The 22,639-nt window shown below is 71.8% G+C and carries 22 protein-coding genes; 11 read left to right on the top strand and 11 right to left on the bottom strand.

The window, feature by feature from the left end; genetic code table 11:
• Positions 1–105: 105 nt before the first annotated feature.
• Complete coding sequence (locus ABZ848_RS18310; protein ID WP_360832673.1) at positions 106–768, bottom strand: calcium-binding protein; 663 nt, start codon at positions 766–768, stop codon at positions 106–108.
• Between the two features lie 68 nt (positions 769–836).
• Positions 837–1,748, bottom strand: coding sequence for a rhomboid family intramembrane serine protease (locus ABZ848_RS18305; RefSeq protein WP_360832670.1), 912 nt, complete (start codon positions 1,746–1,748; stop codon positions 837–839).
• Between the two features lie 101 nt (positions 1,749–1,849).
• Between ABZ848_RS18305 and ABZ848_RS18300 the strand changes: the two genes are divergently transcribed.
• Both ABZ848_RS18300 and ABZ848_RS18295 read left to right on the top strand, forming a co-directional pair.
• Positions 1,850–2,572 carry a VWA domain-containing protein gene (locus ABZ848_RS18300; RefSeq protein ID WP_360832667.1) on the top strand — a complete coding sequence of 241 codons (723 nt, stop codon included), beginning with the start codon at positions 1,850–1,852 and terminating at the stop codon, positions 2,570–2,572.
• Between the two features lie 67 nt (positions 2,573–2,639).
• Positions 2,640–4,289: a cytochrome bc complex cytochrome b subunit gene (locus ABZ848_RS18295; RefSeq protein ID WP_360832664.1), complete on the top strand. Its 1,650-nt coding sequence runs from the start codon at positions 2,640–2,642 to the stop codon at positions 4,287–4,289.
• On the opposite strand, the gene ABZ848_RS18290 is transcribed toward ABZ848_RS18295, so the two are convergent.
• The gene (locus ABZ848_RS18290; protein ID WP_360832661.1) at positions 4,283–5,242 is read right to left on the bottom strand and encodes an acyl-CoA dehydrogenase family protein; all 960 of its coding nucleotides are present in this window, start codon (positions 5,240–5,242) and stop codon (positions 4,283–4,285) included. The genes ABZ848_RS18295 and ABZ848_RS18290 overlap by 7 nt on opposite strands.
• A gap of 100 nt (positions 5,243–5,342) precedes the next feature.
• Positions 5,343–6,482 (bottom strand): acyl-CoA dehydrogenase family protein, encoded by a 1,140-nt coding sequence (locus tag ABZ848_RS18285; protein ID WP_360832658.1) that lies wholly within the window; start codon positions 6,480–6,482, stop codon positions 5,343–5,345.
• Between the two features lie 59 nt (positions 6,483–6,541).
• On the opposite strand from ABZ848_RS18285, the gene ABZ848_RS18280 reads away from it, so the two are divergent.
• Genes ABZ848_RS18280 through ABZ848_RS18270 form a run of 3 tightly spaced genes read left to right on the top strand, consistent with a single transcriptional unit; the run spans position 6,542 to position 9,141 of the window.
• On the top strand, positions 6,542–7,333 hold the full coding sequence (locus ABZ848_RS18280; protein ID WP_360832655.1) for an SDR family oxidoreductase: 792 nt from the start codon (positions 6,542–6,544) through the stop codon (positions 7,331–7,333).
• Positions 7,334–7,348: 15 nt separating this feature from the next.
• On the top strand, positions 7,349–7,960 hold the full coding sequence (locus ABZ848_RS18275) for a TetR/AcrR family transcriptional regulator (protein WP_360832653.1): 612 nt from the start codon (positions 7,349–7,351) through the stop codon (positions 7,958–7,960).
• Positions 7,961–7,983: 23 nt separating this feature from the next.
• Positions 7,984–9,141: an acetyl-CoA C-acetyltransferase gene (locus ABZ848_RS18270; RefSeq protein WP_360832650.1), complete on the top strand. Its 1,158-nt coding sequence runs from the start codon at positions 7,984–7,986 to the stop codon at positions 9,139–9,141.
• A 20-nt stretch (positions 9,142–9,161) separates the two neighbouring features.
• Here the strand turns inward: ABZ848_RS18270 and ABZ848_RS18265 are convergent, their stop codons facing one another.
• Genes ABZ848_RS18265 through ABZ848_RS18245 form a run of 5 tightly spaced genes read right to left on the bottom strand, consistent with a single transcriptional unit; the run spans position 9,162 to position 13,237 of the window.
• A complete protein-coding gene (locus ABZ848_RS18265) occupies positions 9,162–9,803 on the bottom strand; it encodes an SIMPL domain-containing protein (protein ID WP_360832647.1) in 642 nt (213 codons plus the stop codon).
• Entirely contained in the window at positions 9,800–10,864 is a 1,065-nt protein-coding gene (locus tag ABZ848_RS18260; RefSeq protein ID WP_360832897.1) for a nitronate monooxygenase, read from the bottom strand. The genes ABZ848_RS18265 and ABZ848_RS18260 overlap by 4 nt, the downstream gene beginning before the upstream one ends.
• The gene (locus ABZ848_RS18255; protein ID WP_360832644.1) at positions 10,864–11,613 is read right to left on the bottom strand and encodes a CoA-transferase; all 750 of its coding nucleotides are present in this window, start codon (positions 11,611–11,613) and stop codon (positions 10,864–10,866) included. Before ABZ848_RS18255 ends, ABZ848_RS18260 begins: the two co-directional genes overlap by 1 nt.
• On the bottom strand, positions 11,610–12,470 hold the full coding sequence (locus ABZ848_RS18250; RefSeq protein WP_360832640.1) for a CoA-transferase: 861 nt from the start codon (positions 12,468–12,470) through the stop codon (positions 11,610–11,612). Before ABZ848_RS18250 ends, ABZ848_RS18255 begins: the two co-directional genes overlap by 4 nt.
• The gene (locus tag ABZ848_RS18245) at positions 12,467–13,237 is read right to left on the bottom strand and encodes an enoyl-CoA hydratase family protein (protein ID WP_360832638.1); all 771 of its coding nucleotides are present in this window, start codon (positions 13,235–13,237) and stop codon (positions 12,467–12,469) included. Before ABZ848_RS18245 ends, ABZ848_RS18250 begins: the two co-directional genes overlap by 4 nt.
• Positions 13,238–13,442: 205 nt before the next feature.
• Here ABZ848_RS18245 and ABZ848_RS18240 point away from each other — a divergent pair, with 205 nt between their 5' ends.
• Positions 13,443–14,177, top strand: coding sequence for an SDR family oxidoreductase (locus tag ABZ848_RS18240; RefSeq protein WP_360832894.1), 735 nt, complete (start codon positions 13,443–13,445; stop codon positions 14,175–14,177).
• Between the two features lies 1 nt (position 14,178).
• Positions 14,179–15,084 (top strand): SDR family oxidoreductase, encoded by a 906-nt coding sequence (locus ABZ848_RS18235; RefSeq protein ID WP_360832635.1) that lies wholly within the window; start codon positions 14,179–14,181, stop codon positions 15,082–15,084.
• 65 nt (positions 15,085–15,149) lie between these two features.
• Here the strand turns inward: ABZ848_RS18235 and ABZ848_RS18230 are convergent, their stop codons facing one another.
• A complete protein-coding gene (locus ABZ848_RS18230; RefSeq protein ID WP_360832632.1) occupies positions 15,150–16,043 on the bottom strand; it encodes a hypothetical protein in 894 nt (297 codons plus the stop codon).
• Between the two features lie 121 nt (positions 16,044–16,164).
• The gene (locus ABZ848_RS18225; protein ID WP_360832629.1) at positions 16,165–17,925 is read right to left on the bottom strand and encodes a beta-galactosidase family protein; all 1,761 of its coding nucleotides are present in this window, start codon (positions 17,923–17,925) and stop codon (positions 16,165–16,167) included.
• A gap of 99 nt (positions 17,926–18,024) precedes the next feature.
• Between ABZ848_RS18225 and ABZ848_RS18220 the strand changes: the two genes are divergently transcribed.
• The 4 genes from ABZ848_RS18220 to pepN all read left to right on the top strand — a co-directional run bounded on the left by ABZ848_RS18220 (position 18,025) and on the right by pepN (position 22,510).
• The gene (locus tag ABZ848_RS18220) at positions 18,025–18,915 is read left to right on the top strand and encodes an AraC family transcriptional regulator (protein ID WP_360832626.1); all 891 of its coding nucleotides are present in this window, start codon (positions 18,025–18,027) and stop codon (positions 18,913–18,915) included.
• Between the two features lie 11 nt (positions 18,916–18,926).
• Positions 18,927–19,277: a chorismate mutase gene (locus ABZ848_RS18215; RefSeq protein ID WP_360832623.1), complete on the top strand. Its 351-nt coding sequence runs from the start codon at positions 18,927–18,929 to the stop codon at positions 19,275–19,277.
• Positions 19,278–19,418: 141 nt separating this feature from the next.
• On the top strand, positions 19,419–19,967 hold the full coding sequence (locus ABZ848_RS18210; RefSeq protein ID WP_360832620.1) for a response regulator: 549 nt from the start codon (positions 19,419–19,421) through the stop codon (positions 19,965–19,967).
• A gap of 56 nt (positions 19,968–20,023) precedes the next feature.
• A complete protein-coding gene (gene pepN / locus ABZ848_RS18205; protein ID WP_360832617.1) occupies positions 20,024–22,510 on the top strand; it encodes an aminopeptidase N in 2,487 nt (828 codons plus the stop codon).
• Positions 22,511–22,639: the final 129 nt, after the last annotated feature.

The following is a 22,639-nucleotide window of genomic DNA, read 5'->3' as shown; positions in this document are numbered from 1 at the left end:
CTCAGAAACGTCCCGTACAAAGGCGTACGGAACACAGATGGCGTCTGCCCAGTCCCCGACCGGACTCTGGGCAGGCGCTGTCGCCTTTCCGGCCCGAACCAGCCTTCAGCCCGAACTCGCCTTCAGCCCCTCGAACTTGACGGTCGCGTCCTCGGTGTACGCGCCCACCTTGCCCTGGTTGTACGGCCGTTCGGCGTCCGTGAACGTCACCAGCCGCTTCCCGCCCACCGACACCGACAGCGCCGCGTCCCGCTGCTCCACCTTCACGTCGGACCACTCGCCGACCGGGTACTCGACCTTTCCCCTGGCCAGGAACCGCTGTCCGCCCGGATAGGCGGGATCCCGCTTGCCGAGCTCCCAGCCGTTCGGCTTCAGGGTGATGAAGTAGAAGTGCTCCGGGTCGGTGTACGCCCAGACCAGCCACGGCACTTCCCACGGGTTCGGCTTCGGTGTGCGCAGCTGCTTCACCGTCCGCATCCGGGCCTGGTACCGCACGTTCGCGTAGGAGGCGGTGCTCACCACCAGGCCCGCGTGCGTGGTGCCGGGGTCCTCCGAGACCATGGGGGAGAGGGAGAGCGACGCGTCGTCACCGACGTTGGTGCCCATGCCGTTGAACACGGACAGCCAACGGCCGTGGACCGAACCGTCGAGCCAGGGCTCCGGCGGCGGCGACCCGTCGGCCTGGCACTGGCTCACGGTGACCGCGACAAGCGCCGCGAGCGTGAGACCAAGTGCCACTCTGGTGGCGGTACGACCCCTGCGCGTCATGCCGTCGAGTATGGCCCGGATGCCGTGAGCCCGACCGGCACATCCGCGCCGTGAAGTTCCCGGGCCGCTCATACCGCCAGTTCCGTGACCTTCGCCAGCGTCAGGATGATCAGCAGGGCCAGCAGGGCGATGCACGCGCCCGCCTGGATGAAGGGGCGGCGCTTGTCGCGGGGTGCGTAGGCGTACGCGAGGGTGATGACACCGCCGGCCAGCAGACCGCCGAGGTGGCCCTGCCAGGAGGTGACGGCCGCGGAGACCAGCAGCCACAGCAGTAGTCCCGCCATGAAGCGATTGACCTGGCTCATGTCGGCGCCGAGGCGGCGGGCCAGGACGTAGTACGCGGCACCGAGCCCGAAGATCGCGCCGGACGCGCCGAGCGTCGGGGTGTCCGGCGCGATCAGCAGCACGAGCACCGAGCCGCCGAGCGCGGAGAGGAAGTACAGGGCGATGTACCGGATCCGGCCGAGCCAGGACTCGACCACCCGGCCGATGTTCCACAGCGACACCATGTTCATCACGATGTGCAGGATCCCGAACGTCCCGCCGGTGGGCGGCAGATGCAGAAACGCGCCGGTGAGCAGCCGGTACCACTCGCCGTCGACGACACCTTCGAGGTGGTAGCCGGAGGAGTAGCCGGCCTCCCACATGTAGTGGCCGCCGTCGGCTCCCGCGAGCCCGCGGCCCAGCATCTCGAACCGGTCCACGATCCCCGGACGCACCAACTCGCCCAGATACGCGAGTACGTTGAGCCCGATCAGCACGTACGTCACCACGGGCACGGCCGAGATCCGGCCGCCGAACGCCGTGCGCGCCTGCCGTACCGAGCGCGCGCCCTCCTTCACGCACTCCACGCACTGGTGGCCGACGGCCGCCTCGCGCATGCAGTCCGGGCAGATGTACCGGTCGCAGCGGGTGCAGCGGACATGGGACTCCACCTTGGGATGGCGGTAGCAGGTGGTGACGGTGGACTCGGAATCCAAGGCCGGCTCCTCGGGGCTGGGAAGTGGGACGGACGGTGAGCCGGTGGGGGCGGCGGCGAACAAAATAACGAACACCGGTGACTGATGGGAAAGTAGGGGCCATGGTTGCGATCAGTCTCAAGAAGGTCGAGGAGACCGCGCCCGCGCTGGTCAGCCTCTACAAGAGCGCCGGGGCCTCGCTCGGCAGGCACGGTCTGGACGGGCTGCGGGCCGCGGTGTACCTCGTGGTCGACTACTCGGGGTCGATGAAGCCGTACTACCAGGACGGTTCGGTGCAGGCCCTCGCCGACCGGGTGCTCGGTCTGTCCGCGCACCTCGACGACGACGGGCGGGTGCCGGTGGTGTTCTTCTCGACCGACGTCGACGCCGAGACCGACATCGCGCTCGCCGACCACGAGGGCCGGATCGACAAGATCGTGGCCGGGCTCGGGCACATGGGCAAGACCAGCTACCACCTGGCGATGGACGCGGTCATCGACCACTACATGGACAGCGGCTCGAAGGAGCCCGCCCTGGTCGTGTTCCAGACCGACGGCGGCCCGATCAACAAGCTCGCCGCGGAACGCTATCTGTGCAAGGCGGCGAAGCTCCCGCTGTTCTGGCAGTTCGTGGGCTTCGGCGACCCGCACAGCAAGCAGTTCGACTTCCTGCGCAAGCTCGACGACCTCGCCGTACCGCAGAAGCGGGTGGTGGACAACGCCGGGTTCTTCCACGCCGGCGCGGATCCGCGCAAGGTGCCCGACGCCGAGTTGTACGACCGGCTGGTGGGCGAGTTCCCGAAGTGGCTGGTGGCCGCGCGGGCGGAGGGAATCGTACGGCCCTGACGGCACCGTTGGCTTGGCCGGGCCGCCGTGACACCCTGAGGTTGATCCGACGGGGAGGCGACGACGTATGGACGGCGCACGATCGGGGAACGAGGCGGCCGGCTCCGCGCGCAGGGAGCCGGCGGGCGCGGGCGAGCGGGTCGCCGACTGGGCCGACGGGCGGCTCGGCCTGTACGCGCTGGCCAAGGCCAACATGCGCAAGGTCTTTCCGGACCACTGGTCCTTCATGCTGGGCGAGATCTGCCTCTACAGCTTTCTCATCCTGATCCTCACCGGCATCTACCTCACCCTGTTCTTCGAGCCGAGCGGCGTCGAGGTGATCTACCACGGCTCGTATGTGCCGCTCAACGGCGTCAGCATGACCAGGGCGTACGAGTCCACGCTCGACATCAGCTTCGACGTGCGCGGCGGGCTGCTGATCCGGCAGATCCACCACTGGGCGGCGCTGGTCTTCGTCACCGGCATGCTGGTGCACATGATGCGGGTGTTCTTCACCGGGGCGTTCCGCAAGCCGCGCGAGGTCAACTGGCTGTTCGGCTGGACCCTGCTGATGCTCGGCATCATCACCGGCCTGACCGGCTACTCGCTCCCCGACGACCTGCTCTCCGGCACCGGTATCCGGTTCGCCGACGGCGCGATCCTCTCCATCCCGATCGTCGGGACGTACCTCTCGATGTTCCTGTTCGGCGGGGAGTTCCCGGGCCACGACATCATCTCGCGGCTCTTCCCGATCCATGTCCTGCTGCTGCCCGGGATCATGCTGGGCCTGGTCGTCGCCCATCTGATCCTGGTCTTCTACCACAAGCACACCCAGTACCCGGGGCCCGGACGCGACCAGAAGACGGTCGTCGGCATGCCCTTCCTGCCCGTCTACATGGCCAAGGCGGGCGGCTTCTTCTTCCTCGTCTTCGGCGTGCTCGCGATCATGGGTGGCGTCGCGTCCATCAACCCCGTGTGGGCCTTCGGGCCGTACCGGCCGGACCTGGTGACGACCGGCGCCCAGCCCGACTGGTACCTCGGCTTCTCCGAGGGGCTGATCCGGGTGATGCCGGGATGGGAGATCAGCGCCTGGGGCCACACCCTGGTGCTGGGCGTCCTGATCCCCTTCTCGCTCTTCCCGCTGATCCTGCTCGCCCTCGGCCTCTACCCGTTCGTCGAGGCGTGGATCACCGGCGACAAACGCGAGCACCACATCCTGGACCGCCCGCGCAACGTGCCGGTGCGCACCGGGCTCGGCGTCGCCTGGCTGACCTTGTACGTCGTCCTGCTGATCGGCGGCGGCAACGACATCGTCGCCACGCACCTCCACCTCTCCATCAACGCGATCACCTGGTTCGTGCGGATCTCCTTCTTCGTGGCGCCGGTGCTCGCGTTCATCGTCACCAAGCGGGTCTGCATGGGCCTGCAGCGGCGGGACCGGGACAAGGTGCTGCACGGCAGGGAGACCGGCGTCATCCGGCGGCTGCCGCACGGGGAGTTCGTCGAGGTGCACGCGCCGCTCGCGCAGGACCAGCTGCACACCCTCACCCAGCACGAGCAGAACCCGCCGTACGAGATCGGGCCGCTCGTCGACCACAACGGGGTGCGCCGGCCGGTGACGGTCTCCGAGCGGGTGCGCGCGCAGCTGGCGCGGGCGATGTTCGGACCGGAGACGCGGATTCCGAAGCCGACGAAGGAGGAGTACCGCGAGCTCACGAGCGGCGATCACCATCACTGACGGTCACCCCCGTGGATCACTGCGGCCCGGCATTCCCGCGGGCTGCCCCAGGCCGTGCGCAGGGCGCGGGCCTTGGTCAGCCACAGGGACAGCTCGTACTCCGCGGTGTAGCCGATCGCGCCGTGCAGCTGGAGCGCGGTGCGCGCGGTGGTGTACGCCGCCTCGCAGGCCGTGACCTTGGCGGCGGCGACGTCGGCGGGGTCCATGGTGAGCGCGGCACCGAACAGCAGGGGGCGCGCGAACTCCAGGGCGATCTTCGCGTCGGCGAGCCGGTGCTTGACGGCCTGGAAGGAGCCGATGGGGACGCCGAACTGGGTGCGCTGCCTGACGTGCGCGACGGTTTTGTCGAGGAGCGCGAGACCGACTCCGAGGGCTTGGGCGGCGGTGGTGAGGCGGGCGGTGGCGAGGGCGCGTGCACGGGGTGGCGCGGGCGTGAGGAGTTCGCCGCCGGGGGTGAGAGGGGTGAGCCGGCGGGCCGGGTCGAGGGAGGGGCGGACCGGGCCGTGACCGGGAGAGAGGTGCAGACCGTCGCTCGCGAGGCTCAGGCGGGTGCTCGCCACGTCGCCGTCCAGGGCGTACGACCCCTCATGCGCCACCGTGGCCATCGCCTCGCCCGAGGCCAGCGAGGGCAGCAGGCGCTTGGCGGCGGGGTCGGTCTCCGAGAGCAGGACAGCCGCGGTCACCGTCTCCACCAGCGGTCCCGGCACGGCATGCCGGCCCAACTCGACGAAGGCGACGGCGAGTTCGACGGGGTGTGCCCCGAGGCCGCCGTACTCCTCCGGCACCGCCAGCCCGAAGACGCCCGCCTCGGCGATACGGGACCACAGCGCGCGCCCGCCCGCGTGCTCGCCGCGGCTCCAGTCCCGTACGACCGAAGGAGTGTCCGCGGACGTCAGCATCGCGTCCAACGACTCGGCGAACGCCCGCTGTTCGGCATCGAGCAGGAACTGCATCAGTGGCGTCCTTTCGGAGCTCTCGGCATTCCTTGGGTCATCGCCCCGCCACTTCTTCCGCGCGCCCCGTTCCCTTCGGTGCCGGCGGAGCCCCGTCGCATCAACGGCGTCCTTTCGGCAGGCCCAGCAGGCGTTCGGCGATGATGTCGCGCTGGATCTCGTTCGCCCCGGCGTAGATGGGGCCGGCGAGGGAGAAGACGTAGCCCTCGGCCCAGTCCGTGTCGGTCAACTCGCCCTCCTCGCCCAGCAGATCGAGTGCCGTCTCGTGCAGGGCGAGGTCCAGCTCCGACCAGAAGACCTTGTTCATGCTGGACTCCGGGCCGAGGGTCGCGCCCTCCAGGACGCGGGAGGCGGCCTCGTAGGTGAAGAGGCGGTAGGCGCGGGCGCCTGTCAGGGCGTCGGCCACCCGGTCCTGGGCGTGTTGCGGGCTGCCCTGTTCCTCCCAGAGTCCGGCCAGTCTGTCCGCTGCCGCGAGGAAGCGGCCGGGGGAGCGCAGCATCAGCCCCCGTTCGTTCCCCGCCGTCGACATCGCGATCCGCCAGCCCTCGCCCGGCCGCCCGATCACGTCCTCGTCCGGCACGAACACCTCGTCGAGGAAGAGTTCCGCGAACGCCGGCTTCCCGTCGAGGCGGCCGATCGGCCGGACCGTGACGCCCGGTGCGCGCAGGTCGAACATCAGGTAGGTCAGGCCCTGGTGGGGCTTCGGGGTGTCGGGGTCCGTACGGAAGAGGCCGAACGCGCGATCGGCGAAGGCGGCCCGGGACGACCACGTCTTCTGGCCGCTCAGCAGCCAACCCCCGTCCGTGCGCACGGCCTTCGACCTGAGCGACGCCAGGTCGGAACCGGCCTCCGGCTCGGACCAGGCCTGCGCCCACACCACCTCGCCGGTCGCCATCGGCGGCAGCACCCGAGTCCGCTGCTCCTCCGTGCCGTGGTCGAAGAGGGTCGGCGCGAGCAGACTGATCCCGTTCTGCCCGACCCGGCCCGGCGCGCCCGCCGCCCAGTACTCCTCCTCGAACACCAGCCAGGAGATCAGGCCGGCGCCCCTCCCGCCGTACTCCACGGGCCAGTTGACGACCGACCAGCGGTCCGCCGCCAGCTCCGCCTCCCACGCGCGGTGCGCCGCGAAGCCCTCCTCGGTCTCCAGGGACGGCAGCGGCACCCCGGGCACATGCGCCGCGAGCCAGGCCCGGGCCTCGGCGCGGAAGGCCTCCTCTTCCGGCGTGAAGGCGAGATCCATGGACGCTGTCCCTTCGGCAGACCTTCCCTAACAAGTGTTTGGTAGGTTAGCGTGGCCCTATGACAGGCGTCGAGAGTCCTGTGTACGAGCCGGGGCACGGGCTGCTGAAAGGGCGCACCGCCGTCGTCACCGCGGCGGCGGGCGCCGGCATCGGCGGCGCGACCGCACGGCGCTTCCTGGAGGAGGGCGCGCGCGTGCTGATCAGCGACGCGCATGTGCGCCGGCTCAAGGAGTACGAGGCGTCGCTGGCCGGGGAGTTCGGTGCGGAGGCCGTGGCCGCGGTGGCGTGCGACGTGACCGACGAGGGGCAGGTGCAGGCGCTCTTCGAGGCGGCCGTACGGGAGCACGGGCGGCTGGACGTCGTCGTCAACAACGCCGGGCTCGGCGGGGCTTCGGACCTGGTGGACATGACCGACGAGCAGTGGTCACGGGTGCTGGACGTGACGCTGAACGGCACGTTCCGGTGCACCCGGGCCGCCCTGCGGCTGCTGCGGGACGGTGGGCGCGGCGGTGTCGTCGTCAACAACGCCTCCGTGGTGGGCTGGCGCGCCCAGGCCGGGCAGGCGCACTACGCCGCCGCGAAGGCCGGGGTGATGGCCCTGACCCGGTGCGCGGCGATGGAGGCGGCCGGCTTCGGGGTGCGGGTCAACGCCGTCTCGCCGAGCCTCGCGATGCACCCGCACCTGGTGAAGGTGACGACCCCCGAACTGCTGGAGGAACTGACCGCGCGCGAGGCCTTCGGGCGGTACGCGGAGCCCTGGGAGGTGGCCAACGTGATCGTGTTCCTGGCGTCCGGCTACTCCTCGTACATGACCGGGGAGACCGTCTCCGTCAGCAGCCGGCACCCCTAGGACGAGAATGGAACCGTGCCGACCAAGAAGAAGCCCCAGGTGACCGCCGCACCCGCGCGGCGGCGCGAACTCCTCGACACCGCCGCCGAGGTCTTCGCCGAGCAGGGCTACAACGCCACCACCGTACGCAAGATCGCGGACCACGCGGGCATGCTCGCCGGCAGCCTCTACTACCACTTCGACTCCAAGGAATCGATGCTGGAGGAGATCCTGCGCACCTTCCTCGACGAGCTCTGGGACGGTTACGACGCCGTCCTGGAGGCCGAGCTCGGACCCCGCGAGACCCTTGAAGCGCTGGTCACCGAGTCGTTCCGGGAGATCGACCGGCACCGCGCGGCCGTCGCGATCTACCAGAAGGAGAGCCGGCAGCTGGCCGTGCAGGAGCGGTTCGCGTTCCTCGCCGAGTCGCAGCGCAGGTTCGAGAAGGCGTGGCTGTCCACGCTGGAGCGCGGGGTCGCCGCCGAGGTGTTCCGCGCCGACCTCGACGTCCGGCTCACCTACCGGTTCGTGCGCGACACCGTGTGGGTGGCCGCGTCCTGGTACCGGCCGGGCGGACAGCACAGCCCGGAGGAGATCGCCCGGCAGTACCTGTCGATGGTGCTGGACGGGATCGCCGTACGCGAATAGCCCTTTCTGCTGAGGGAGTTGACATGGCCGAGGCCTACATAGTCGACGCGGTCCGTACGCCCGTGGGGCGGCGCGGGGGAGGGCTGAGCGGGGTCCATCCCGCCGACCTCGGCGCGCATGTGCTGAGGGAGCTGATGGACCGCTCGGGCGTGGATCCCGCCGCCGTCGAGGACGTCGTCCTCGGCTGTCTGGACGCGGTGGGGCCGCAGGCCGGGGACATCGCGCGGACCTGCTGGCTGGCCGCCGGGCTGCCCGAGGAGGTGCCGGGCGTGACCGTCGACCGGCAGTGCGGGTCCTCGCAGCAGGCCGTGCACTTCGCGGCGCAGGGGGTGCTGTCCGGCACGCAGGACCTGGTGGTCGCCGGTGGTGTGCAGAACATGTCGATGATCCCGATCGCCTTCGCGACCCGGCAGGCCGCCGAGCCGCTGGGCCTGACGGGCGGTCCCTTCGCGGGGAGCGAGGGCTGGCGGGCGCGGTACGGGGACCAGCCGGTCAACCAGTTCGTCGGCGCCGAGATGATCGCCGCGAAGTGGGGGATCAGCCGCGAGGACCAGGAGGAGTTCGCGCTGCGCTCGCACCGGCGGGCGCTGCGAGCCATCGACGAGGGCCGTTTCGAACGCGAGACCGTCGCCTACGGCGAGGTCGCCGTCGACGAGGGCCCGCGCCGGGACACCTCCCTGGAGAAGATGGCCGGCCTCAAGCCGGTCCTCGACGGCGGCACCATCACCGCCGCCTGCTCCTCCCAGGTCTCCGACGGCGCGGCGGCGATGCTGCTGGCCTCGGAGCGGGCGGTACGCGAGCACGGGCTGCGCCCGCGGGCCCGCGTCCACCACCTCTCGGTCCGCGGCGAGGACCCCATCCGCATGCTCTCCGCGCCCATCCCCGCCACGGCCCACGCCCTGAAGAAGACGGGCCTGACCATCGACGACATCGACCTGGTCGAGATCAACGAGGCCTTCGCCCCGGTGGTCCTGGCCTGGCTGAAGGAGACGGGCGCGGACCCGGAGAAGGTCAACGCGAACGGCGGCGCGATAGCCCTCGGCCACCCCCTGGGCGCGACCGGCGTCAAGCTGATGACGACCCTGCTGCACGAACTGGAGCGCACGGACGGCCGCTTCGGCCTCCAGACGATGTGCGAGGGCGGCGGCCAGGCCAACGTGACGATCATCGAACGCCTCTGATACTCGGCGTCCGCCGGGCGTCAGCGTCCGAGTGAGAAGCCCAGCAGCACGCCCGCCGACACCTCCACCATGCCCGGTGCCAGGTCGCCCGCCGAGTTGCCGCCTCCGTTGCTGTGGCCGCGGTACTGGCGGAACTCGTACGACTCCGAGTCCACGTCCTGGATGTGCAGCACCGGGCCCAGCGGCACCCCGGCCGCCTCCGTGTAGACCTCCGCCTTGCGGCGGGCGGCCGCCACCGCCTTGCGGCGCGCCTCGTCCCGCAGTGCCGGCTTGTCGTGTACGTCGAAGTCGACGCCGTCGATCTGGTGCGCCCCGGCGTCGACCGCGTCCACGATCAGCTGCTGGAGGTCGTCGAGCGCCTCGGTCTCGATGACGTACGAGGCCGTGCACCGGTAGCCGAGGAACTTCCGCTCGCCGCCGTAACCGGCGTAGTCCGAGCTGAGCTTGAGCCGCGAGCCCGACACCGACGCGTCCGGTATCCCGTGCCCGCGCAGCACCTCCCGCAGCCGCGCCACCGCCGCGCCCGCCTCCTGAAACGCCTTGTCCGGCAGGGGCTCCAGCACATCCACGGACAGCTTCACCCGCACCAGCTGCGGCTCGACGCGCACACTTCCCGCTCCGAACACACTGAGCCCCCAGGGCTCCCCGATCGTCTCCGTCATGCGCGCATTGAAGCACCGCCCCTGGCCAACTCGCCGATGATTTCCTCCGCTTGGGCCATCACCCCTCCCACCAGCTCCGCACACGACGGCAGGTCCTCGATCACCCCGGCGACCTGTCCGGACGCCATGACCCCGAGATCCGTACGCCCGTCCACCATCGCCGCCCTGAGCAGCATCGGCGTGTTCGCGGCGAGCAGCACCTGGCTCCAGGACAGCTCCTTGCCGTGCCTGAGGGCGAGTCCGTCGCGCACCATCTGCCGCCAGGTGAGCCCGGACAGCTTCCGGAACCCGGCCGCCCGCCGCACCGCGTGCACCAGGGCCCGCGCACGGCCGGAGTTCTCCAGCCCGTCCACCAGCGCCGTGCGCAGCATCCGGTGCGGCAGGCCGTCCACCGCCGTGGTCACCGTGACGTCCTTGACCGTCGCCGCCAGATACCGCGCCTTCACCGCGTCCGGCACCGTCGAGTCGGACGTCAGCAGGAACCGCGTCCCCATCGCGACCCCCGCCGCCCCGTACGCCAGCGCCGCCACCAGCCCACGCCCGTCGAAGAAACCGCCCGCCGCCACGACCGGTATCCGCACCGCGTCCACCACCTGCGGCAGCAGCACGGTCGTCGCCACCTCGCCGGTGTGCCCGCCGCCCTCCCCGCCCTGCACGATCACCGCGTCGGCCCCCCACGCCGCGACCTTCTCCGCGTGCCGCCGGGCGCCGATGGACGGGATGACGACCAGGCCCGCCTCCTTCAGCTCCGCGATCAGCTCGGGGGAGGGTGCGAGGGCGAAGGACGCCACCCGCACCCCTTCCTCGATCATGATCCGCACCCGGTCGCCGGCGTCCGCCGCGTCGGCCCGCAGATTCACCCCGAACGGCGCGCCCGTACGGGACCTGACCTCCCGTATCGCCTCCCGCAGCCGGTCCGTCGTCATCGTCGCGGAGGCCAGGATGCCCAGCGCCCCCGCGCTCGCCGTCGCGGAGACCAGCCGCGGGCCCGCCACCCAGCCCATCCCCGTCTGTACGATCGGATGCCGGACCCCGACCAGCCGGGTGAGCGCCGTCTCCATCACGAACCGACCTCCCTGGCACGGGAGTTCGCCGGGTCGATGACCTCCCGGATCAGCCGCAGCTCGTCGGCGCCCGGCGCGCGCGTCTCCGGGACCTCGTCCGGGACCGTCAGCTCGAAGGCGGTCGCCTCCCTGACCTCCTCCACCGTGACCCCGGGGTGCAGCGAGGCCAGCCGCATCGAGTGGTCCGGCGTCGCGAAGTCGAAGACGCCCAGGTCGGACACGACCCGCGGGATGCGGTGGAAGCGGGCGGCGGCCGCACGGTCGTAACCCACCCCGCACACCATGTCGACCTTCTCCACGAACACCCGCCGGGAGTGCCTCGGCACCCAGTAACTGGTCGGGTTGTTCAGCGTGTTGACCGGCGCGCCCCGCACCCCCAGCAGCTGCCGTTGCGGTCGCTCCCAGTCGCCGATGCACGAGATGTTCTGGTTGCCGAACCGGTCGATCTGGCTCGCCCCCATCATCACGTGCCGCCGCCCGGTCGTGACCAGGTCCAGATGGGCGCGGTACGGCAGCCAGCCCTCGACCGTGCCGTCGAGGCCGACCAGCAGCGCCTCGCCGTCGGTCAGCAGCAGGTCCGGCGCGAAGGTCCGCTTGGCCAGCCGCGCGCCCACCGAGGGGATCAGCCCCATGGGGCTCGCGAGGATCTCACCCGCGTCCCGCCAGGCGTCGGCGCAGGCGATCACGCAGTACTCGGCGCGGGTCGGCGGCAGCGCGGGCGCGGGCGTGCGCGTGGCCCCGCTCATGACTCCTCCCCGACGGCCGCCCGGTGCGCCTGCTCGACGGCCGCCCGGTACGCCCGCTCGTCCCCGCCCAGGAACCGCGCCTCGAACTCCGGCCAGGGCGTGGTCGCGTACCGCTTCTGAAACGCCTCGTCCCGTCCGTAGTCGGGTGCGCAGGACGTGAAGTGCGCGCCGTTCGGCGCCTCGACGACCCCCGTCACGGTGTGCCGCCTCAAGAGCAGCGACTGCGGTGGCGCCGCCTTCGTCAACTCGGCCGTGTCGACGACCTGTTCGCAGGACACGTACGCCGCCTCGGCCGCCTCGCAGAACAGGTCGTCGAAGTACGGGTCCGGGCCCAGATACTGCCCGTTGCCCAGCCGGTCCGCGCGGCTGACGTGCACCAGGGCCGCGTCCAGCCGCAGGGCCGGCATCGCGACGAACGTCTCCCCGTCCTCGTACGGCGAAGTCACCGTCCGCAGGCCCGGGTTGACCCGCATCACGTCCGAGCCGAGCCCCGCCCGCATCGGCAGGAACGGGAGCCGGTGGGAGGCGGCGCGCAGTCCCGCCAGGAACATCGCCTCGTCGACCTCCATCAGCTCGAAGGCGCCGCGCTCACGGGCCGCGCGGTAGTGCGGTTCGAGTGGGATCGAGTCCAGGGTGACGAACGCGGCGACCAGCTTCCGGATCCGGCCGGCCGCGGCCAGCATCCCGACGTCCGGGCCGCCGTACGACACCACGGTCAGGTCCGTGATCGGCGACCTGAGCAACGCCCGTACCAGCGCCATCGGTTTGCGGCGCGAGCCCCAGCCGCCGATGCCGAGGGTCATGCCGCTCTCCAGCCGCGAGACGACCTCCTCGGCGGTCATCGTCTTGTCACTCACGCCTGCGCACCGTCCCTCTCCCCGCCGAAGGTGTCCCGGCCGAACGTGTCCCGGACCCGGTCGGCCACCCCGACCGTGCTCGCCTCGTACGTGAAGCCCTGCTCGAAGCGGTAGCTGCGGCGCACGTCGACCGGGTCGATGCCGTTGATGGCCGCCTTCGCCAGGCGCAGCAGCTCCCCGTCCTTTGCGGCGATCTCGCGCGCCAACTCCAGGGCGGCGGCCCGCAGTTCGTCCCGTGGGACCACCCGCCACACCGACCCGTGCGCGTGCAGCTCGGCCGCGGTCGCCGTGCGCGAGGTGTAGTACAGCGCGCGCATCAGGTGCTGCGGGACCAGCCGGGCCAGATGCGTGGCCGCGCCCAGCGCCCCGCGGTCCAGCTCGGGCAGGCCGAAGGTGGCGTCCTCGCTCGCCACGATCACGTCCGCGTTCCCCACCAGCCCGATCCCGCCGCCCAGACAGAAGCCGTGCACCGCCGCGACCACCGGGACCTCGCACTCGTACACCGCCGCGAAGGCCTCGAAACAGCCGCGGTTGGCGCCCACCAGCGCGCTCGGCCCCTGCGTCTGTATCTCCTTGATGTCCACGCCCGCGTTGAACCCCCGCCCCTCCGCGGCCAGGACGACACACCGCACCCGTGGGTCGCGGCCCGCCGCGCGCACGGCGTCGGCCAGGGCGTACCAACCGTTCACCGGCAGGGCGTTCACCGGTGGGAAGTCGACCGTGACGACCGAAATCCCCTTTTCCGGGGACGAGGTGGAGACACCCATGGGCGCATCAGCTACCTTTCCAACCAACGCCTTTCCACCAAACATTTGTTAGGTGTGAGGCTTCGAAGCTAGCAGCCGCGGGATCGGAGCGGGAAGGCCTGTGGATACTGCGTTCTCCCGGGGGGCGACCCCCGGACCCCCAGCAGACAAGCAGGTCGGCGGGGGCAACCGGCGTGGACAGCGAGCAGGGGATCCGCGTGGCCCGCTGGACGGCAAGGCCGTCGTCGTGACCGGCGGTACGCGGGGCGTCGGCGCGGGGATCGCGCGGGCCTTCGCCGAGGCCGGTGCGGAGGTGCTCGTGTGTGCGCGCCGACCGCCCGAAGTGCCGCTCAAGGGCGTCGAGTTCGCCCCTCTCGACCTGCGGGACGCGGACGCCGTACGGGCCTTCTTCGGCGCCCTGCCCCGGCTCGACGTCCTCGTCAACAACGCGGGCGGCGGGCCCTACCGGCGGCTGGCCGACGCGGACGCCGAACGCCACGCGAAGGTCGTGGAGCTGAACCTGCTGGCCCCGCTGACGGCTTCCCTGGCCGCGTACGACCACCTGAGACGTGCCCGAGGCGCCGTCGTGATGATCGGCAGCGTCAGCGGCAGCCGCCCCTCGCCCGGTTCGGCGGCGTACGGGGCGGCCAAGGCCGGTCTGGAGAGCCTCGCCCGCTCGATGGCCGTCGAGTGGGCGCCGGACGTGCGCGTCAACACCCTGGTCGTCGGCATGGTCCGTACCGAGCTGGCCCATCTCCACTACGGCGGCGAGGACGGCGTCGAGGCGGTCTCCCGCACGGTGCCGCTGGGCCGGCTCGCGACACCCGCCGACATCGGCGCGGCGGCCGTCTTCCTCGCCTCCGACGCCGCCGCCTACATCAGCGGGGCGAGCCTGCTCGTGCACGGCGGCGGGGAGCGGCCGGCCTTCCTCGACGCGGCAACCGCCAACAAGGAGACGTGAGATGAGCGGAATCTGCGAGGGCCGGGTCGTCGTGGTCACCGGCGCCGGACGGGGGCTCGGGCGGGCACACGCGCTCGCGTTCGCCGCGGAGGGCGCGCGGATCGTGGTCAACGACCTCGGCGTCGGACTCGACGGCACGCCCGGCCCGGACAGCCCCGCCGCCCAGGTGGTCGACGAGATCCGCGCGGCGGGCGGCGAGGCGGTGGCGCACGGCGGCGACATTGCGACGACGGAAGGGGCGGCCTCGCTGGTGGCGGCGGCGCTGGAGTCGTACGGGCGTCTCGACACGCTCGTCAACAACGCCGGGTTCCTGCGCGACCGGATGCTCGTCAACCTCGACGAGACCGACTGGGACGCCGTACTCCGCGTCCACCTCAAGGGCCACTTCCTGCCCCTGAAACACGCGGCGGCGCACTGGCGGGCGGAAGCCAAGGCGGGGCGCGCGCCGACCGCCCGGATCGTCAACACCAGCAGTGGGGCTGGGCTGCTGGGCTCGCTCGGACAGGGGAACTACAGCGCCGCGAAGGCCGGGATCGTGGGGCTGACGCTGGTCGCCGCGGCCGAGCTCGCCCGCTACGGCGTCCAGGTCAACGCGATCGCGCCCGCGGCCCGGACCCGTATGACGGAACGGACCTTCGCCGAGACGATGGCCGCGCCCGCGGCCGGCTTCGACGCGATGGCCCCCGAGAACGTGTCCCCGCTCGTCGTCTGGCTCGGCTCCGCCGCGAGCGCGGGCGTGACCGGCCGCGTCTTCGAGGCGGAGGCCGGCCGCATCACCGTCATGGAGGGCTGGCGCCCGGGCCCGACCGCGGACAAGGGCGCGCGCTGGAGCCCGGCCGAGGCGGGCGAGACGGCACTGAAACTGCTCGCGGAGGCGGAGACGCCGGGGGCGGTGTACGGGGCGTAAGGGGGCGGTGCCCATGGTGAGTGCGGGGTGTGCCAGAGCCTCTCCATCGCCGGCAGGCGTCACTCTCACGTGTCGCACTCCAGCACCGTCCGGCACAGCCCGCACCGTGCCCGCATCCTGCCCTTCACCGGCACCCGGATCCGCTGGTGGCAGGTCGGGCACGGGAAGGACACCCGCAGTGGGCCCCGGCCGTCGGGCGTGAAGGTGTACGGCGTTTCCGGGTGGGAGACGGGCGTGTGGTCCTGGGCGTGGCGGCGGTCGCGGGCGTAGCGGCGGCGGCCCGCCCAGCCGGCCGCCGTCAGCGGGGGCTGCTGCTCGTCGCGGCGGGCCATGGACATGCCGCGGGTGTAGGCCTCGTACGCCTGGGGGCTGGTGAACCACACGGACGGGTCCTCGCCGAAGACCAGGGCGCGCTTGGCGAGGACATAGCCGAACTCCTCCGGGGTGAGATAGCCGAGCTTCTGCGAGGACGCCGCGTCCTCGCGGAACGCGTCCAGCAGGAGCCAGCCCGCGCCCAGATACGTCGCCGCGGTGTCGGTGAGGATCTCGTTGTCCCGGGTGCCGGGGAAGGAGAGGTCCAGGCGGTGCAGATAGACGTGCATCACCTCGTGGGCGAGGGCCGCCCCGATGTCGCGGCGATGGCTGCGGAAGCGGTCGTTCAGCTCGACGAAGTACTCCGGCCCCGCGGCCAGCTCGACGTTCGCCGCGTGGGTCATCTCCCGGAAGCCGACGATCATGCGGGCGTCGGGCAGCCGGTAGTGCCGGACCAGCTCGCGGGCCACCCGCTGGGCGCCCAGATGCAGGTCGTCCGTGTCGCAGAAGGCCACGTCGGCCGGGGCCACGCTCGCCGAGAACGAGTGGATGGTGTCGTACGACAGCCGCTTGTAGAGCGCGGTGATGGCGGCCCGCACCGTCTCCAGGTGTGGGTAGCCGTGCTCGACCGGTCCGCCGTTCGCCACGCCCGACCCCCAAGACGCCCTGAACCCGATTCCACTCTACGGGGAGGCGAGGGGATGTGCCCCGACCGAGTTCAACGGCCGGGGCGTGAGATCCGTCCAGCGCTCTGGCGAGGCCTCGGCCTCACACGCTCACCAGGCGCGCGGCGGCCGTAGTGGCGGGGTCCGTGCCCTCCAGTTCCAGCAGCCACACCTCGTTCTCGCCCTCCCGCAGCACCGGCCCGGGGACGTACAGCGACCGCTGGGGTCCGACCGACCAGTAACGGCCCAGGTTGAAGCCGTTGACCCAGACGAAACCCCGCGTCCGGCCGGGGAGTTCGAGCAGCGCGTCGCCCGCGCCGCGGACCGTGACGGTGCCCCGGTACAGCCCCGGGGCGCCGTCGTCCTCGCCGAGCGGTCCGAAGGCGACGGCCCCGATGTCGTCGAGCGCGTCCAGACGCAGCCCACGCGCGCGTACGCCGTGCAGATACTGCCGCTCGTGCATCAGGCCCCCGGTGATGCCCTTCGGCTCGCCGCTGCGCGGCCCGTAGTTGACCCGCCCCAGGGACTCCACCCACAGCTCCACGCGTGCGTGCCCGGCGACCGGCTCCTTCAGCTCCTCGGCGCCCTCCGCGAGCACTCCGGCCCGCTCCCCGTCGACGTACACCACCGCCAGGTCCCGCAGCCCGCGCGCGATCAGCGGGTACGGCTGCCGCGGACCCGGCACCGTCACCGCGTACCGCACCAGCCCCCGGTCCACGTCAAGCTCCTCGAAGGTCGGCGGTACGGGAGCCGCCGTCTCCGGACCGCCGAGCGTCTCCAGTACGGAGTCCAGGGACGCCCACTCCGTCAGGTGTACGTCGGCCTCCGCGGCCAGCCGCGGGGGAGCGGGCGGGGGTTCGGGCAGCGGGCCCTCGGCGTACTCGGCGAGCACCTCACGGAAGCGCCAGTACTTGTCCGTCGGATTTCCGAACTCGTCGATCGGGGCGTCGTAGTCGTAGGACGTCACGTCCGGCTCCAGCGGCCCGTCGTGCAGCGCACCGCCGCCCCGGTTGGCGCCCGCCCAGCCGGCGAAGTTCGTACCGCCGTGCGCCATGTAGAGGTTGACGGAGGCGCCGCACTCCAGGATCTCGCGCAGGGAGGCCGTCGCGTCCTCGGCGTCGCGGGTGATGTGCCCCGCGCCCCAGTGGTCGAACCAGCCGCACCAGAACTCCATGCACATCAGCGGCCCCCCGGGCCGGTGCCGGCGCAGCGTCTCGAACGCCTCACGCGCGCGGGAGCCGAAGTTCACCGTGGCGAGCACCCCGGGGATCGAACCGCCGGAGAGCATCTGGTCCTCGGGGCCGTCCGAGGTCACCAGCGGGACGGCGACGCCCTTCGCGCGCAGCAGCTCCACCAGCCGGCCCAGGTACTCGGCGTCGGAGCCGTAGCTGCCGTACTCGTTCTCGGCCTGCACCATCAGCACCGGGCCGCCCCGGTCGATCTGCCGCTCCACGACCTGGGGGAGCAGTACGTCGAACCAGCGCTCCAGGTGTGCCAGGAAGCGTTCGTCACGCGTACGCGCGCGCGTGCCCAGCTCGCCGGTCAGCCAGTGCGGCAGCCCGCCGTTCTCCCACTCCGCGCAGATGTACGGGCCCGGCCGCACGATCGCCCACAGACCCGCCGCCCGGGCCGCGTCCAGGAAGCGGCCGAGGGCGCCCACGTCCTCGTAACTGCCCGGCCTCGGCTCGTGGAGGTTCCACGGCACGTACGTCTCCACGCAGTTGAGGCCCATCGCCCGCAGCAGCCCCAGGCGGTGTGCCCAGTGCGCCTCGTGCACCCGGAAGTAGTGCAGTGCGCCGGACAGCAGCCGCAGCGGCCGCCCGTCCAGCAGGAATTCCGTTTCCCCCACCCTGAAGTCGCTCATACGCTCCAGACTCACCCCTGGCGGTGATCACCGTCCATGGACAAAGATCGGCGCTGCTTGGACGAAAACGACCGGAACAGTGCAGGGAGGGGCGCGTCTATGTACCACACCTGGATGCGGTTCTTCACGCCCGGCCCGGCCCACCACCGGCTCGGCCTGGTCTGTCTCGGCGTCGGCCTCCAGTACGGCCCGCTGCCCACCGTCGGCCCGCGCACCCTCGACCACCACGTCGCCGTCGTCATCAGCGCGGGCGGCGGCTGGTACCTGGCCCCCGACGGACGCCGTACGACCGTCACCGCACCCGCACTGCTCTGGCTCACCCCCGGAGTGCCGCACCACTACGCGCCCGACCCCGGCGCCGGCTGGGACGAGGGCTTCGTCGACTTCACCGGGCCCGCCACCGCCACGTACACCGAACTCGGCTACATCGAGCCGGAGCGGCCCGTGGTGCCCCTCTCGGACGCCGCCGGCGCGCGAGCCGTCATCGGCCGCATCGCGCGCGCCGCCCGCCGCGGCAACCCCCTCCTGGAGGTGGAGACCGGTGCCGCCGTGCACGAGCTCCTCGTCGCCCTGCGCCGCGCCCGGGCCGACCTCGCGCCCGACGGCGACGCCGTCCTCAAGGCCCTCGCCCGCGACGCCTGCCTGCCGCTGTCCGTCGCCGAGCACGCCGCCCGCAACCACATGAGCCCCGCCGAACTGCGCACCGCCGTCCGCCGCGGCGCCGGCTGCAGCCCCAAGGACTACCTCCTCGGCATCCGCCTGGGCAGAGCGAAGGAGCTCCTCGCCGCCACCGAACTCCCCGTCGCCGCCGTCGCCCGCCGCGTCGGCTACGACGATCCGGCCTACTTCTCCCGCCTGTTCACCCGCCGCGTCGGCACCGCCCCCGTCCGCTTCCGCGCCCAGCAGGGCCGCACCGTCCCCGGCGGCTGGAGCAACCAGGTCCCCGACCCCGACGATCCACCCATGATCGAGCGACCGCCCGCCCCTTAGGCTTGACGCCCATGACCACCAGCAACAACGCGACCGGTGACGTCGACCCCGCCGTGCGTGAGGAACTCGCCCGGCTGCGCGACAGCATCGACAACATCGACGCGGCCGTCGTCCACATGCTCGCCGAGCGCTTCAAGGCCACCCAGCAGGTCGGCCACCTCAAGGCCGTCCACCAGCTGCCGCCCGCCGACCCGGCCCGCGAGGCCCGGCAGATCGAGCGCCTGCGCGCCCTCGCCGAAAGCGCCAAGCTGGACCCGGCGTTCGCTGAGAAGTTCCTGAATTTCATCATCGCCGAAGTGATCCGCCACCACGAGCGCATCGCCGAGGACACCGTGAACGGCGCCGCAAAAACGGCGAATTGACCTCGGTGATTCCCGCAGGGGACGTGACAGGAGGGCCCTCAGGGGGCATGCTGCGCTGTGCACTCCTTGTCAGCTGACGAGCACTCCGCGTCAGCGCTTCGGCCGTAAGCTGGTTGTCCCATGCGGGAGGGACGTCGGGCCATGCCGGATGCCAAGATCCTCATCGTCGACGACCATGAGGACACGCTGTACGCGCTGGAGAGCGCCCTGGCACCGCTGGGCTATCTGCTGGGCCGCGCCACCAGCGGCGACGAGGCGCTCAAGCAGGTGCTCCGCGGACAGGTCGGCCTCCTGCTGCTCGACGTCCGCATGCCCGGCGTCAGCGGCCTCGAAGTGGTGCGCTACATGCGCCGGGTGGAACAGACCCAGCACATTCCGGTTGTCCTGCTCACCGGCTTCGGCCCGGACCACGAACTGACCTCCGCCGCCTTCGGCCTCGGCGTCGCCGACCTCGTCATGAAGCCCATCGACCCCTGGGCGCTGCGCACCAAGGTCCGCTACCTCTACGACGCCCACCGCCGCCACCTTGCCCTGGAGCAGGAGATCCGCGAACTGCGCGCCCTGGTCAAGGGCCAGGCCGACGCCGTCGAGTCCGTGCCGCGCGGCGCCCTGCCGCACCCGGACGCGCGCGTGCCCGTCCAGCGCACGCCGGAGGCGCACGACGGGGAGCTCGAGCAGGACCTGACATAGGGCGCGTACCGATCCGCCTCTGTGCCTTGTCAGTGGCATCGGGCAGCATTACCTGCATGTCCGTACTGACGCGCGACGAAGCGCAGACCCGTGCCAAGCTCCTCGACGTCCACCGCTACACGATCGACCTCGACCTGACCACCGGCGACGAGACCTTCGACTCCCGCACCGTCATCCGCTTCACCGCCGGCACGGACGCGGACACCTTCGTCGAGCTCAAGCCCGCCGAGCTGCGTTCCGCCACCCTGGACGGACACCCGCTCGACCCCGAGACCCTCGACGGCAACCGCCTCCCCCTGAAGAACCTCACCGCCGGCGAGCACGAGCTGCGCATCGACGCGAGCATGCGCTACTCCCGCACCGGCGAGGGCATGCACCGCTTCACCGACCCCACCGACGGCGAGACCTACCTCTACACCCAGCTGTTCATGGAGGACGTCCAGCGCGTCTTCGCCGCCTTCGACCAGCCCGACCTCAAGGCCGTCTTCGAGCTGACCGTCAAGGCCCCCGAGGAGTGGACCGTCCTCGCCAACGGCGTCACCGAGCACCTCGGCGAAGGCCGCTGGCGGGCCGCCCTCACCCCGTTGATCTCCACCTACCTCGTCGCCGTCGCCGCCGGCCCCTGGCACTCCGTACACACCGAGCACCGCGGCCTGCCCTTCGGCCTGCACTGCCGCCGCTCGCTGGCGCCCTACCTGGACCCGGACGCCGACGAGCTCTTCGAGATCACCAAGCAGTGCTACGACCGCTACCACGAGAAGTTCGAGGAGCCGTACCCCTTCGACTCCTACGACCAGGCGTTCGTCCCGGAGTTCAACGCCGGCGCCATGGAGAACCCCGGACTGGTCACCTTCCGCGACGAGTTCGTCTACCGGTCCGCCGTCACCGACGCCGAGCGCCAGACCCGCGCCATGGTCATCGCCCACGAGATGGCCCACATGTGGTTCGGCGACCTCGTCACCCTGCGCTGGTGGGACGACATCTGGCTGAACGAGTCCTTCGCCGAGTACATGGGCTACCAGACCCTCACCGAGGCCACCCGCTTCACGGACACCTGGACCGACTTCGGAGTCGTCCGCAAGGGCTGGGGCTACGACGCCGACCAGCGGCCCTCCACCCACCCGGTGGCCCCCGAGGCCGTCGACGACACGGCGGCCGCCCTCCTCAACTTCGACGGCATCTCCTACGCCAAGGGCGCCTCCGCCCTGCGCCAACTCGTCACCTGGCTCGGCGAGAAGGACTTCCTGGCCGGCATCAACACCCACTTCGCCCGCCACCGCTTCGGCAACGCCACCCTCGCCGACTTCATCGACTCCCTCGCCTCCGCCACCGAGCGTGACGTGCACGCCTGGGCCGACGCCTGGCTGCGCACCACCGGCGTCGACACCCTGCGCCCCGTCGTGACCCCGGGCGAGGAAGGCACGTACACCCTGCGCATCGAGCACGACGGCAGCCGCCCGCACCGCATCGCCGTCGGCCTCTACGACCAGGACGTCGCCGACGAGGGCCGCCACCTCATCCTGCGCGCCCGCCTCGACCTCGACGTCCCGCAGTCCGAACCGCACCCCCTGGGCAAGCGCCCCGCCCTCCTCCTCCTGAACGACGGCGACCTCACCTACGCCAAGGTCCGCTTCGACGACGAGTCCTTCGCAGCGGTCCGCGCGAGCCTGTCCGGCCTGCCCGAACCGCTCACCCGCGCGGTCGTGTGGAACGCCCTGCGGGACGCCGTCCGCGACGGCGAACTCCCGCCCACCGCCTACCTGGACACGGCCCGCGCCCACCTCCCGCACGAGACCGACCTGGCCCTCGTCCAGGGCGTCCTGGGCTTCGCCACCGCCCAGATCGCCGCCCGCTACCTCACCCCGGACGAGCGCCCCGCCGCCCTCGCCACCCTCACCGCCCTCTGCCGCGACCTCATCCGCCGCACCGAGGACGGCGACAACCCCGGCCTGCGCCTCATCGCCGTACGCCACTGCATCGACGTCGCCGCCCAGCCCGACACCATCGCCGCCTGGCTCGCCGACGGCACCGTCCCCGGCGGCCCCGAACTCGACCCCGAGCTGCGCTGGCGCGTCCTCGGTCGGCTCGCCGTCCTCGGCGCCACCGACGAGACCGCGATCGCCGCCGAACTCGACCGCGACCCCTCCGCCACCGGCCAGGAGGGCGCGGCCCGCTGCCGCGCGGCCCTGCCCGACGCGGACGCCAAGGCGAGGGCCTGGGACGCCATGTTCGCCACCGACGACCTCTCCAACTACCTCTTCACCGCCACCGCCGCGGGCTTCTGGCAACCCGAACAGACCGAGCTGGTACGGCAGTACGTGCCGCGCTACTACGAGGACGCGGTCGCCGTCGCCGCCCGCCGCGGCCCCGCCATCGCCGAGGCGGCCGGCCGCTGGGCGTTCCCGGTGTACGCGGTCGACGAGGAAACCCTCCGCCTGGGCGAGACCTGCCTGAGCGAGGCCGACCCGATCCCGTCCCTGCGCCGCAAGCTGGTGGACCAACTGGACGACCTGGCACGGGCGTTGCGGGTACGGGAGGGCTAGCGGACGCACTCCCCGGCGGCGGCGTCGGGGGCAGCCCGCCACCCGACGCCACCCCTCGCTCAGATCTCACAGGGACACCCTTTCGGGTTCCTCTCGTTGAACTTTTCGGGCACGCGCGCTCATCCGCGT

The organism is Streptomyces sp. NPDC047081, from assembly GCF_040643775.1.
GTDB lineage: Bacteria > Actinomycetota > Actinomycetes > Streptomycetales > Streptomycetaceae > Streptomyces.
The sequence above is the reverse complement of the archived record's forward strand: the minus strand, read 5'-3'. Positions and strand labels throughout refer to the sequence as shown.